Here is a 12,548-nt window from a genome sequence, read left to right as displayed (position 1 = left end):
TCCAGACGATCAAACGGGGGCGCTTTCGGCGCGCGATATAAACCTAATTGCAGTTAGGGTCGAGGGCGGGATCGCATTTGCCTTCGATCTGCTTCAGCGTGTCGTCGCCATGCGTTCTGGCGAGCGTGTTGAGCGCGGCAGGATTGGCGGTCGGCTTGACGCCGCCGCCCTTGGCAAGCTGCGCCTGCTCGTCGGCCTTGAGCTCGCCGAGCTTGGCGGCGGTCTCTTCCTTGGACAGCTGCTTGGCGGCCACCTGCGGCGGAATGTTGAGGTTCGGATAGGAGCCGGTATCTTTCGGGCCCTCGGTCAACGCCGTCGGCGCCGAATTGTTGTTGCTGGTCTCGCAGCCGCCCGCAAGCAGCGGCGCGCACAGCGCTACCGCCGCGACGGCGATGCGGCAAATCGAACCGGCGCCGAGAAAATAAGTCCCGCCTGCATTAATCGTCATATTGTTTTCCTGGCAGCCGGGTTAGAGCGTGTTGGACCCGGTCAGATGTCCCATGGTAATATGTCAAGAAAACGCTCCGGGAGGAACCCCGCGAACCATGTCCAAAGCGCCCGATTCGGACAAAGCGGAAAATGGCGGACCTTCGACCGTCGAGCAATATCTGGTCAAAGATCCCGAGCGTTTCGCGTTGAACATGGCGCGCATGATCGAGCAGGCAGGCAAGGCTGCCTCCGCCTGGGCCGAGCCGCGCGAGAAGGGTGAGGTGCGCGACCATGTCGCCGAACCCGTGGTCGACATGGTCAAGACCTTCTCCAAACTCTCGGAATACTGGCTGGCCGACCCGCAGCGCGCGCTGGAAGCGCAGACGCGGCTCTTCGCCGGCTACATGACGGTCTGGGCGAACGCCATTCAGAAGGTCAGCCCCAATGCCGAAACGGCTGAGGACGCGGTCAAGCCCGAGCGTGGCGACAAGCGTTTCCAGGACCCGGAATGGGGCCGCAACGCCTTCTTCGATTTCCTGAAACAGGCCTATCTCGTCACCTCGCGCTGGGCTTCCGACCTCGTCGAGCATGCCGAGGGCCTGGACGAGCACACCCGCCACAAGGCGAGCTTCTACGTCAAGCAGGTCTCCAACGCGATCGCGCCATCGAATTTTATCCTCACCAACCCGGAACTGTTCCGCGAGACCGTCGCCTCCAACGGCGAGAACCTCGTGCGCGGCATGAAGATGCTGGCCGAGGATATCGCCGCCGGCAGGGGCGACCTGAAGCTCCGCCAGGCCGACTACGCGCCGTTCGAGATTGGCAAGAACATCGCCACGACGCCAGGCAAGGTGATCGGCCGCAGCGATGTCGCCGAGATCATCCAGTACGATCCGACGACCGAGACGGTGCTGAGGCGCCCCCTGCTCGTCTGCCCGCCCTGGATCAACAAATACTACATCCTCGATCTCAACCCGCAGAAATCCTTCATCCGCTGGGCGATCGAGCAGGGCCACACGGTCTTCGTCATCTCCTGGATCAATCCTGACGAGCGCCACGGCGCCAAGGGCTGGGAAGCCTATATTCGCGAAGGCTTGCAATTTTGCCTCGACATGGTCGAGAAGGCGACCGGCGAGAAAGAGGTCAACGCGATCGGCTATTGCGTCGGCGGCACGCTGCTGGCCGCGGCGCTCGCGCTTCTGGCGCAGGAAGGCGACCACCGCATCAAGTCGGCCACCTTCTTCACCACCCAGGTCGACTTCACCCATGCCGGCGACCTGAAGGTCTTCGTCGACGAGGACCAGGTCGCGGCCGTCGAGCGCTCGATGAACGAGAAGGGCTATCTCGAAGGCACCAAGATGGCGACCGCCTTCAACATGCTGCGCTCCGGCGACCTGATCTGGCCCTACGTCATCAACAACTACATGCGCGGCAAGGACCCCCTGCCCTTCGACCTGCTCTACTGGAATGCCGACTCGACCCGCATGGCGGCGGCAAACCATTCCTTCTACCTGCGCAACTGCTATCTCGAGAACAATCTCTCGCGCGGCACGATGGAACTTGCCGGCCGCACCGTCTCGCTGGCCGACATCACGATACCGGTCTACAACCTGGCGACGAAGGAAGACCACATCGCGCCGGCGCTTTCCGTGTTCCTCGGCTCGCGATTTTTCGGCGGCGACGTCGAGTATGTGATGGCGGGCTCCGGTCACATCGCCGGCGTCGTCAATCCGCCCGCGGCGCATAAATACCAGTACTGGACCGGCGCCAAGCCGGTGGGCGATTTCAACACCTGGTTCGCCACCGCGCACGAGCATCCGGGCTCGTGGTGGACGCACTGGCAACACTGGATCGAAAGCCAGGACAATGTGCATGTACCCGCCCGCCAACCGGGCAAGCGTATGAAAACCTTGGGGGATGCGCCGGGCACCTACGTCAAGGTGCGTGTGTAACGGACTGTAATGTCTGGTGAGTTGACGGCCCCTCAAAACAGGGCGAAATGGTGGGCGTTAATCGTTTTCGCAGCCTCAGTTCGCCTTCAGACGCAGAAGAAATCCGAGGCTTGCAGATCGACACAGATCCCGTTTCCGGTTCGGGAACAGGAGGTCATCGCCAGGGGCACTGGAGCGCCACGGCGATGATGAACGGACCGGATACCGAGGGGGAATTTTATTTTGAAACCAGTGGGTTGGCGTCTTGCACGAAGGGAAAGCCGCAGCATTGTGGCAGCGCTTTTCTCCGTGCTTCTGGCCTCCTGCACCTCGACCGGCGACCCGACGATGTCGGTCGTCACTCCCGGCTATAATTCAACCACCACCGAGATGAGCGCGGCTTCCACCGCCAAGCCCGCGGCCTCGACCGATTCGACGCAGCAAGTGGCGTCGGCCTCGCCCGACGCGGCATCGACCGTGATGGGCGAAGGCGACAAGCCACTGCCCGAAAAAGTCGCCTATGTGCCGGAGATACGGCCGGGAGCCGCCTTCCCTGCGATCGCCGTGCCTGCCGGCGCCACCTCGATTGCCGGCAATACGCCGCAACCGCTGGTGCAGCCGACGCAGACAGCTGACGAGACGAAAGCCGTCGCCGAGAAGGTCGCTGCCGGCGATGCCGCCGCGGTCGCGTCGCAAGCGCAGGCTGAGACAGCGCCGGTCATGAACAATGGCGGCGTCTACGTGACGGCGGGTGACCCGGCGCAGCAGCCGGTTGCCGCGCCGAAAAAGGGCCTGTTCGCCTCGCTGTTCAGCACCACCCCGGCCTCGGCCGCACCTGCACCCTTGATCAACACGCGTTCGAGCGACCAGCCCGCCGCGCAGGCCAAGACCACGCCGCCACCGGCCAAGCCGATCGTGACGCTCGCCTCCGCGACACCGGGCGACAAGCCGGTGCAGCTCGCTTCCCTCGGAGACGATCCAAGCAACCACATCACCGGCGCCGATGCCTTGCCTGGCGTGCGCCAGACGGCGCTGTTCGAGATCAAGCGCAAGTCCGGCATCGACGACGAGAGCGACGTCGATCTCAACGAGGACGAAGGCGGCTCCTACCAGGTGGCGTCCGCCGCCGGCATGGCGAGGCTCGCGCCCAACGGTCTCTTGAAGCAGAACGAAAGCGTCGACGTCGCCTGCCTGAAGCCGTCGCTGGTGCGCGTGCTGAAGACCATCGAGGGCCATTTCGGCCGCAAGATGATCGTCACCTCCGGCTATCGCGACCCGTCCCGCAACCGCCGCGCCAACGGCGCCAAGAACTCGCTCCACATGTACTGCGCCGCCGCCGACATCCAGGTGCCTGGCGTGTCCAAGTGGGAGCTGGCGAGCTATGTCCGCTCGATGCCCGGCCGCGGCGGCGTCGGCACCTATTGCCACACCGAATCGATCCACGTCGACGTCGGCCCCGAGCGCGACTGGAACTGGCGCTGCCGCCGGCGCGCCAGCAGCGGCGAGGACGGCTGAGTCTCGACAGTCGGCGGCCCGCCGCCTTCGTTGCGACGAACCTCGCAGTGCCAAACGTGGCGATTAACCGAAGCCGCTCCGAACGTCGTCATCCACGGGCGGAGCGGGAGCGAAGCGGACGCGAAGACCCGAGGATCCATTCCGTGACCTTGGTCGAAGAATGCAGCCGAGCAGAATTCTGCACCGCGGCAACGCTTCTAGGTGACGGAATGGATTCTATGGTCTGCGCCGCGTCGCTACGCTCCTTGCTTCGCCATAGAATGACGACCTCGAGTGACGTTCCAGCCAATCTCCAAGGATGCACGAGCAACCGGGCGCCGCAAACCGTGTCCTGACTGGCCAAAATCGTGCTTTTTGCCACGCTTGAAAAAAGTTGTCGCATGTGGCTGCGCATGGGTTGCCGGTTGCCAACAACGCAATTATAAGCCGCTTCGTCTGAGCGCGCCCATCGTCTAGCGGTTAGGACACCGCCCTTTCACGGCGGTAACAGGGGTTCGATTCCCCTTGGGCGTACCAAGTCTTTCCCTTGCCAAGATGAAACCGACCACGTGCGTGAGATCTGTATCGTGCATGAGCGAAAACGCGACGTTAACTTCGTTGGCCGGTGACGGTATGTCGGCCTCGACCCGAGAGTGTAAAGTTATCCCCGCTCTCAGCCGTGGAGGCGAGAATGAACTTGCTTCGGATAACGCTCTTGTGCGCGGCCATGACCGTACTGGCAGGACTGCAGCCCCTCCGCGCCGAGGATCAGCCTGCCCAGTCGAACGGTGATGCAACGCAAGAACAGGCGGCAAAACACTGCGAGGGGCAAAATTGCTTGCCCCCAAAGGATAACCCTGTCCAGGAATGCAAGGGGCAAGACTGCACGCTGGCTCCGGCAACTGACCAGCCGCCGGCCCCGGTGATTGAACAAGTCAAATAAAGCAACCTCGATAGCGTCGATTCCATTAAGAAACGGCCGCGAACACCACGGTCTGCACCAGTCCCCCGCCCTGCCTATTCTCCAGACGGATCGTCCCGCCGTAGCGCTCGATGATTTCCTTCGCGATCGCCAGCCCCAGTCCCGCGCCCGGGATGAACTGCGTGCGTGCCGGATCGACCCGGAAGAACGGCTCGAAAGCTTTGTTCAACAGGTCTGGCGGGATGCCGGGGCCGCGGTCGGCGATGGTCAGAACCGCCCGGCCGCCTTGCCTCGATAGCGAGACGGTGCAGCTTTTGCCGTGCGTCGCGGCGTTGACGATCAGGTTGCGCAGCGCGCGGCGCAGGCCGAGCGCGCCGGCCTTGACGGACACATGATCGAGATGGTCGATCGTCACCGCTTGGCCGAGCGCCGCCATCTCGGTCTCGATATCTCGGACCAGTCCGTCGAGCTCCACCGGTTCTACCGCATCCTTGTTGACCTCCTCGCGCACCAGGCGGATCGCGCTGTCGGCGATGCGGTCGAGCTCGTCGAGATCGCTCAGCCACTTCTCGCGATCCTCGTCGAGGAACTCGGCGCGGAGCCGCATCCTGGTCATCGGCGTCCTGAGGTCATGGCCGGCGGCCGCGACCAGGCGCATGCGGCTTTCCATCGCCGCCTCGAGCCTTGCCGAAAGCTGGTTGAGCGCATGCGCGGTGGCCCTGACTTCGGCCGACCCCTCTTCAGGAACCGTCGCCAGCACCCCGTCCGAACCGATTTTGCTGACGGCGGCCTCAAGCATTTCCAGCGGCCGCACCAGCACGCCGGTGAAGTAGATCGACACCGGCGTGGCGCCGAGCACGATCAGCACCATCCAGCCCGCCAGCCCGTACCAGACATCGCGCGGCGGACCGAAATCGGGGACATCGACGATCATCCAGCGATGGTCGGGCAGCTCGACCGAAGCGACCATTCCCGGCCTGTCGGCATTGCGGCTGACCACGGCCGAAACATCGAGGCCGTTGTGGCGCAGGATCTCGTTCAACACCCTTGTGTGCTTGCGGTCCTCGAAGCCGTCGGCCGGGCGATCCTGCACGATGACGGGTGCATCGCTTGAATTCGGCGCGTGGGCGGGAGCCAGTTGCACCATGTACTGGATCTGGTGGGCGAGCGGGCCCATGATCAGTTCCGGCGACGGCCCGCCGAGCACCTTCACCGCGACGAAGGTGGCGAGCCCGACCACGCCCAGGATCGAAACGACCAGAAGGATGATCAGCCGCCGGCGCAGCGAGGTCATGCCTCGGTCTCCGCCGTCTCGACGCGGGCGGTGAGCTGGTAGCCGCCATTACGTACCGTCTTGAACAGGTTCTCCTCGCCCGCTTCGGCAAACTTCCGGCGCAGCCGGCTCATCAGCACGTCGACGGAACGGTCGAGCGGCTCGCGCTCGCGCCCTTGCGTCAGGTCGAGGAGCTGGTCGCGCGACAGGAGCCGCCCCGGCCGGTCGAGAAAGACCTGCAGCAGGTCGAACTCGGCGCCGGTAAGGTCGATCGCGGCACCTTCGGCGTCGATCACCTTGCGCGTGTCCGGCTCAAGCCTGTAACCGGCGAAACGGTAGACGCGAACCTTGGGCGGAGCGGCTTCCTCTGGCGCCGAGCGCCTGAGCACCGCGCGGATGCGGGCTGAAAGCTCGCGCGGGTTGAACGGCTTGCCGAGATAGTCGTCGGCGCCGAGCTCCAGCCCGATGATGCGGTCCACATCCTCCTTCAGCGCGGTCAGCAGAATGACCGGGATATGCGGCTTGCGGTCGCGCAAGGCGCGGCAGATGTCGAGACCCGACCCGTCGGGCAGCATGACGTCGAGCACGATGAGGTCGAACTGGCCTGAGCCGAGCTTCTGCTCGCACTCGCGCCGGTCGGCCGCCACCGAGACGCGAAAACCCTGCCCGTCGAGATAGCGTCCGAGCAGCGTCCTGATCTCGCGGTCGTCATCGACGACGAGGATGTGGGGTTGTGCCTGCATTCCCAGCCCATCTCACCTTGTTCGCCACCGATTATAGGAAGAGCGGCCGAAAGAGCGGCATGGAAATTTGCAACCGAATGTTTCCGGGAAGGCTCCGGAAACATTCAGAAACAAATCTCCCTTTTCTGGAAACCTTCGGCAACGCGCCGAAGCAAAACGGCAAAAGACGCTTCCTATCCTCCCGCCATCCGAAGCATGCAGGAAAGGATCACGTCATGCGAAGCAGACTTTTGGCGCTCGGCCTGTTCTCGGTCGCGGCCATCCATCCCGTGCTGGCCGCCCAGCCCGACCCTGCCGCGGCGCCTGGTGACGAACCGCCGGCGATCGGCCGGCAGGATGATGCGGGCCCGGGCCCGATGCCCTGGCCCGGCCCGCACGGGCCGATGCGGCACGAACCGATGCCGCAGGGGCCGGAAGGCTTCCGCCGCATGGGACCGCCGCCGCCGGAAATGCTTGCCGCGCGGCTTTCGGCGCTCGAGACCCGCATCGGCATCCGCACCGAGCAGCTCGATGCCTGGCGCGACTATACCAGCGCGCTGCAGGCGGTGCTCGCGCCGCCGCGGTTCGACCATGGCCCCGGCGCTCGCAGTGGCTCTGAAGCAGGCGGGCCGCCCACGCCCGGCGGTCCCGACCAGGGGCAACGCGATCCCTTCGCCTTCCAGGAGCGACTGGCCGACGAAGTCACCAAGCGCGCGGCTTCGGCCGCCAAGCTGAAGGATGCGATCGCCGTGCTGCGCACCAAGCTGACGCCCGAACAGCTCGAAATCCTCGCTTCGGCGGATCGGCCGCACGGCCCGCCCCCCGGTCCATGGGGCAATCCGTCGGACGACGCAGCCGGCCCTGGAGGTCCGCACGGACAGCTTCAGCCACCCCTACCCCGGAATGGCGAGCAACTCTGACCGTCTGCACCGGCCGGTCCGCTGATCCACCCGTTCACGGGCCGGCCGGTTCTTTTGCGAATTGGCGGACGCGTCCGCGCGACCGCCGTCAAGCGTGGAGCGCATGATGATGTGGGAAGCCCTGATGATGCTGCGGCTGCTTACCTCGCTGGGCTCGCCCTTGCCGATCCGCTCCAGCGCCGGTGCCAGGCAACGGATCCTGTCGAAGCAGGCGCTAAAAGGGGCGATCCGGCTGAGCTTCGCCGCTTACCGCCTGTCGCTTCCGATGTCGTCTTCAAGCACCGAAAATCATGACCAGAAAATTGCGTAAAAGGCATCTTCTCCTCTTCGCCGTGCTGGTCGCGGCCGGCGTCGGCGATGGTCAGGCGACGACTGCAACTTCAGCGAAAGATCCAGCCGATGCATATCCAGCCTAGTCATTCTCTTTTGCCGACGAGGCCACGTCGCCTCTCTCCCTGGGCAGGAATGCTGTGTGCGGTACTCTTTCTGGCGGCCTGTTCGCAGGAAAAGAGCGAGGTTCCTGCGGGCATGGGCGGCGTCGGCCGGCCCGAGGTCGGCGTTGTCACCTTGCATCCGCAGTCGGTCGCGATCACCGCCGAACTGCCCGGCCGCACGGCGGCCTCACTCATCGCCGAGGTACGCCCGCAGGTCGACGGCATCATCCAGCAGCGCCTGTTCCAGGAAGGCGCCGAGGTGGTGCCGGGACAGCCGCTCTACCTTATCGATCCGGCGAGCTACCAGGCAGCCTATGACAGCGCCGTCGCCGCCCGGCAGAAGGCCGAAGCGGCGCTCCCCACCGCCCAGGCCAAGTTCGACCGCTATTCCGGACTGCTGAAGCAGAACGTCGTCTCGAAGCAGGATTTTGACGATGCCGCCGCGACGCTGGCGCAGGCCCAGGCCGACGTTGCATCGGCCAAGGCGAGCGTCGAGACGGCGCGCATCAGCCTCAACCGCACCTCGATCACCGCGCCGATCGCCGGCCGGATCGACAAATCCACGCTCACGCCGGGAGCGCTGGTCACCGCCAATCAGGAGACGGTGCTGACCACCATTCGCGCGCTCGACCCGATCAATGTCGATGTCACGCAGTCCAGCACCAATCTGCTCAACCTGCGCCAGGCGATCAACGAAGGCCGGCTTAAGGTCAGCGGGCCCAACGTCAGCGTGAAGCTCAAGCTCGACAACGGCACCATCTACTCGCGGACCGGCAAGCTGGAATTCGCCGGCGCCAATGTCGACCAATCCACCGGCACTTTCGCGCTCAGAGCCCAGTTCCCCAATCCCGACCGCCTGCTGCTGCCAGGCATGTATGTACGCGCCATCGTCGAGGAAGGTGTGGCGCAGAACAGCTTCCTGGTGCCGCAGCGCGCCGTCACCCGCGACCCGAAAGGTCAGGCGACGGCCATGGTGGTCAATGCCCAGGGCAAGGTCGAGTCGCGTGCTCTCAGCGTGCGCAACAGCGTCGGCGACAACTGGCTAGTGGACTCCGGCGTCGGCGACGGCGACCGCGTCATCGTTGAAGGCGTGCAGCTGGTGCGCGCAGGTGGCGACGCGACGCCGGTCGAGGTGACGATCGACGAGGCGACCGGCGAGATCAAGGATCGCCAGCAGACCTCTGCCACGGCGGAACCGGCTGGCGGCAAGGCTGCCGGCGCCGCCAAGCAACCAGCGTCTGGCGCAACCGGGAACTGAGGCGATGTCGACTTTCTTCATCAATCGCCCGATCTTTGCCTGGGTGATCGCCATCGTGATCATGCTGGGCGGCCTGCTCGCGCTCCGGTCGCTGCCGATCTCGCAATACCCGCAGATCGCGCCCACCACGGTGAACATCAGCGCCAGCTATCCCGGCGCCGACGCCCAGACGGTGGAGAACTCGGTGACCAAGGTCATCGAGCAAGGCATGACCGGCATCGACAATCTCGATTACATGACGGCGACGTCGACCTCGACCGGACAGGCCTCGATCACGCTGACCTTCACCAGCGCCGCCAATCCCGACACCGCCCAGGTGCAGACCCAGAACAAGCTGCAGCTGGTGCAGTCGCAACTGCCGCAGGTCGTCCAGAGCAACGGCATCACCGTCTCCAAATCCTCGACCGGCTTCCTGATGGTCATCGGCTTCGTTTCCACCGACGGCAAGATGAACTCGACAGACCTTGCCGACTATGTCGACAGCACGGTCAACGACACGCTGAAGCGCGTCGAAGGCGTCGGCTCCACCCAGCTCTTCGGCTCCGGCTATGCCATGCGCATCTGGCTCGATCCCGACAAGCTCGCCCAATATGCGCTGATGCCGAGCGACGTCGCCACCGCGATCGAGGCGCAGAACACCCAGGTCTCCGCCGGCCAGCTCGGCGGCCTGCCGGCGCGCAAGGGACAGCAGCTCAATGCCACGGTGACGGCCAAGAGCCGGCTGCAGACCGCCGAGCAGTTCCGCAACATCATCCTGAAGAGCAACACCGACGGCTCGCTGGTTCGGCTCAACGACGTCGCCAGGGTCGAGATCGGCGCCGAAAGCTACACGACGGCCGCCCATTACAACGGCAAGCCGTCGGCCGGCGTCGCGGTCAATCTGGCGACCGGCGCCAATGCGATCAACACCGCCGAGGCGGTGCGCGCGACCATCGACCGTCTGAGTTCGACCTTCCCGCAAGGCGTCGAGGTCGTCTACCCCTATGACACGTCGCCCTTCGTACGCCTGTCGATCGAAGAGGTGGTGAAGACGCTGGCAGAAGCGATCGTGCTGGTGTTCCTGGTGATGCTGCTCTTCCTGCAGAACCTGCGCGCCACCATCATCCCGACGATCGCCGTTCCGGTGGTGCTGCTCGGCACCTTCGGCGTGCTCTCCTTCTTCGGTTACTCGATCAACACGCTGACCATGTTCGCCATGGTGCTCGCCATCGGCCTGCTCGTCGACGACGCCATCGTCGTGGTCGAAAATGTCGAACGCGTCATGGCGGAGGAAGGCCTGCCGCCGAGAGAGGCGACGCGCAAATCGATGAACGAGATCACCGGCGCGCTGATCGGCATCGCCACCGTGCTGTCGGCCGTGTTCGTGCCGATGGCTTTCTTCGGCGGCTCCACCGGCATCATCTACCGGCAGTTCTCGGTGACCATCGTCTCGGCGATGGTGCTTTCGGTGCTGGTCGCGCTGGTGCTGACGCCCGCGCTCTGCGCCACGATCCTGCGGCCGCCGCGGGACCACGCGACACAGAGAGGTCCGTTCGGCTGGTTCAACCGCGCCTTCGACCGCGGCACGACGGCCTATCGCGACGGCTCGCACGGCATCATCAACCGGGGCAAGCGCTTCCTCGTCGTTTTCCTGGCCATAGTCGTCGCCATGGGCTGGATGTTTGCCAGGCTGCCAAGCTCGTTCCTGCCCGACGAGGACCAGGGCATTCTAATCACCAGCGTGCAGCTGCCGGTCGGCGCGACACAGGACCGAACCGAGCGCGTGCTCGCCCAGGTGACCGACCACTATTTGAACGAGGAGAAGGACGCGGTCGATGGGGTGTTCACCGCTTCCGGCTTCGGTTTCGGCGGCGCTGGACAGAATGTCGGTATCGCGTTCGTTCGGCTGAAGGATTTCGACAAGCGCACGTCACCGGCCCTGGCGGCGAAGGCGGTCGCCGGCCGCGCCATGGGAGCCTTCTCCAAGATCAGGGATGCGCAAGTCTTCGCGCTCGCCCCTCCCGCCATCCAGGGTTTCGGCAACACCAGCGGTTTCGACTTCTATCTGCAGGACGTCAACGGCGCCGGCCATGAGGCGCTGATCCAGACGCGCAACCAGCTTCTCGGTCTTGCCGCGCGGAGCAAGCTGCTCGCCAACACCCGCCCCAACGGCCAGGAGGATCAGCCGCAGTTCTCGGTCGACATCGATCAGGAAAAGGCAAGCGCCCTCGGCATCGGCCTCTCCGACATCAACAACACGCTCTCCACCGCCTGGGGCAGCGACTACGTCAACGACTTCATCGATCGCGGCCGGGTGAAGCCGGTCTATCTGCAGGCGGACGCGGACTTCCGCATGCAGCCGGAAGACCTGGACAGATGGCAGGTCCGCAATTCCGGCAACGCGATGGTGCCATTCTCGGCCTTCGCCTCCAGCCATTGGACATACGGCTCGCCCCGGCTCGAGCGCTACAACGGTTCGGCGGCCGTGGAAATCCAGGGCGCGGCGGCGACGGGCGTGAGTTCAGGCGCCGCCATGGACGAGATCGACAAGCTGGTCGCGCAACTGCCCGCCGGGTACGCGCATGAGTGGACGGGGCTCTCGCATCAGGAGCGGCTTTCCGGCAACCAGGCGATGTCGCTCTATCTGATCTCGGCGCTCGTCGTCTTCCTTTGCCTCGCCGCGCTTTACGAGAGCTGGTCCATCCCGTTCGCGGTCATGCTGTCGGTGCCGATCGGCATCTTCGGCGCGCTGCTGGCGGCGAGCCTGTTCGGGCAGACCAACGACGTCTATTTCAAGGTCGGCCTGCTGACCACGATTGGTCTCGCCTCCAAGAACGCCATCCTCATCGTCGAATTCGCCATCGAACGGCAGGCGGCGGGAATGGGGCTGGTCGAGGCGACGCTGGAAGCGGCGCGGCAACGGCTGCGGCCAATCCTGATGACGTCGCTGGCCTTCATTCTCGGCGTCACGCCATTGGCAATCGCCAGCGGCGCGGGTTCGGGCGCGCAGAATTCCGTCGGCATCGGCGTGATGGGCGGCATGATCGCGGCGACCGTGATCGGCGTGTTCCTGGTGCCGCTGCTGTTCGTCACGGTGCGCCGCATCTTCAAGGGCAAGACCGCCAAGCAGGATTCTGGGCAGGATAGGGGCGGGACGCCAGCCACAGCCACTCAGCAATAAGGGTT

Annotated in this window: 9 protein-coding genes and 1 tRNA gene; 7 read left to right on the top strand and 3 right to left on the bottom strand. The window is 64.8% G+C overall.

The annotated features are described in order from the left end of the window. Positions 1–43 precede the first annotated feature (43 nt). On the bottom strand, positions 44–448 hold the full coding sequence (locus QAZ47_RS18455) for a hypothetical protein (protein WP_278230313.1): 405 nt from the start codon (positions 446–448) through the stop codon (positions 44–46). 97 nt (positions 449–545) lie between these two features. Between QAZ47_RS18455 and phaC the strand changes: the two genes are divergently transcribed. The 3 genes from phaC to QAZ47_RS18440 all read left to right on the top strand — a co-directional run bounded on the left by phaC (position 546) and on the right by QAZ47_RS18440 (position 4,391). Continuing rightward, positions 546–2,381 (top strand): class I poly(R)-hydroxyalkanoic acid synthase, encoded by a 1,836-nt coding sequence (phaC, locus tag QAZ47_RS18450; RefSeq protein ID WP_278230312.1) that lies wholly within the window; start codon positions 546–548, stop codon positions 2,379–2,381. A gap of 270 nt (positions 2,382–2,651) precedes the next feature. Continuing rightward, positions 2,652–3,875: a D-Ala-D-Ala carboxypeptidase family metallohydrolase gene (locus QAZ47_RS18445; protein ID WP_278230311.1), complete on the top strand. Its 1,224-nt coding sequence runs from the start codon at positions 2,652–2,654 to the stop codon at positions 3,873–3,875. Positions 3,876–4,316: 441 nt separating this feature from the next. Then, positions 4,317–4,391 (top strand) — tRNA-Glu (locus QAZ47_RS18440). A gap of 431 nt (positions 4,392–4,822) precedes the next feature. Here the strand turns inward: QAZ47_RS18440 and QAZ47_RS18435 are convergent. Continuing rightward, on the bottom strand, positions 4,823–6,070 hold the full coding sequence (locus tag QAZ47_RS18435; RefSeq protein ID WP_278230310.1) for an ATP-binding protein: 1,248 nt from the start codon (positions 6,068–6,070) through the stop codon (positions 4,823–4,825). After that, on the bottom strand, positions 6,067–6,792 hold the full coding sequence (locus QAZ47_RS18430; RefSeq protein WP_278077640.1) for a response regulator: 726 nt from the start codon (positions 6,790–6,792) through the stop codon (positions 6,067–6,069). The genes QAZ47_RS18435 and QAZ47_RS18430 overlap by 4 nt, the downstream gene beginning before the upstream one ends. Before the next feature lie 215 nt (positions 6,793–7,007). Here QAZ47_RS18430 and QAZ47_RS18425 point away from each other — a divergent pair, with 215 nt between their 5' ends. The 4 genes from QAZ47_RS18425 (at position 7,008) to QAZ47_RS18410 (ending at position 12,543) form a co-directional block, all read left to right on the top strand. Continuing rightward, a complete protein-coding gene (locus tag QAZ47_RS18425) occupies positions 7,008–7,691 on the top strand; it encodes a hypothetical protein (RefSeq protein ID WP_278230309.1) in 684 nt (227 codons plus the stop codon). A 124-nt stretch (positions 7,692–7,815) separates the two neighbouring features. Then, positions 7,816–8,001, top strand: a complete 186-nt coding sequence (locus tag QAZ47_RS18420; protein ID WP_278230308.1) for a hypothetical protein — start codon at positions 7,816–7,818, stop codon at positions 7,999–8,001. 89 nt (positions 8,002–8,090) lie between these two features. Continuing rightward, positions 8,091–9,383, top strand: a complete 1,293-nt coding sequence (locus QAZ47_RS18415; protein WP_278230307.1) for an efflux RND transporter periplasmic adaptor subunit — start codon at positions 8,091–8,093, stop codon at positions 9,381–9,383. 4 nt (positions 9,384–9,387) lie between these two features. Then, positions 9,388–12,543 (top strand): efflux RND transporter permease subunit, encoded by a 3,156-nt coding sequence (locus tag QAZ47_RS18410; protein WP_278230306.1) that lies wholly within the window; start codon positions 9,388–9,390, stop codon positions 12,541–12,543. Positions 12,544–12,548 lie beyond the last annotated feature (5 nt).

This window comes from Mesorhizobium sp. WSM4904, from assembly GCF_029674545.1.
Taxonomy (GTDB): domain Bacteria; phylum Pseudomonadota; class Alphaproteobacteria; order Rhizobiales; family Rhizobiaceae; genus Mesorhizobium.
The sequence above is the reverse complement of the archived record's forward strand: the minus strand, read 5'-3'. Positions and strand labels throughout refer to the sequence as shown.

What these genes read in the sequence shown, in the direction of transcription:
- QAZ47_RS18410 (WP_278230306.1), top strand. Translation starts at nt 9,388, where the DNA reads ATGTCGACTTTCTTCATCAATCGCCCGATCTTTGCCTGGGTGATCGCC.
- QAZ47_RS18435 (WP_278230310.1), bottom strand. Translation starts at nt 6,070, where the DNA reads ATGACCTCGCTGCGCCGGCGGCTGATCATCCTTCTGGTCGTTTCGATC.
- QAZ47_RS18425 (WP_278230309.1), top strand. Translation starts at nt 7,008, where the DNA reads ATGCGAAGCAGACTTTTGGCGCTCGGCCTGTTCTCGGTCGCGGCCATC.
- QAZ47_RS18430 (WP_278077640.1), bottom strand. Translation starts at nt 6,792, where the DNA reads ATGCAGGCACAACCCCACATCCTCGTCGTCGATGACGACCGCGAGATC.
- QAZ47_RS18455 (WP_278230313.1), bottom strand. Translation starts at nt 448, where the DNA reads ATGACGATTAATGCAGGCGGGACTTATTTTCTCGGCGCCGGTTCGATT.
- phaC (WP_278230312.1), top strand. Translation starts at nt 546, where the DNA reads ATGTCCAAAGCGCCCGATTCGGACAAAGCGGAAAATGGCGGACCTTCG.
- QAZ47_RS18420 (WP_278230308.1), top strand. Translation starts at nt 7,816, where the DNA reads ATGATGCTGCGGCTGCTTACCTCGCTGGGCTCGCCCTTGCCGATCCGC.
- QAZ47_RS18415 (WP_278230307.1), top strand. Translation starts at nt 8,091, where the DNA reads ATGCATATCCAGCCTAGTCATTCTCTTTTGCCGACGAGGCCACGTCGC.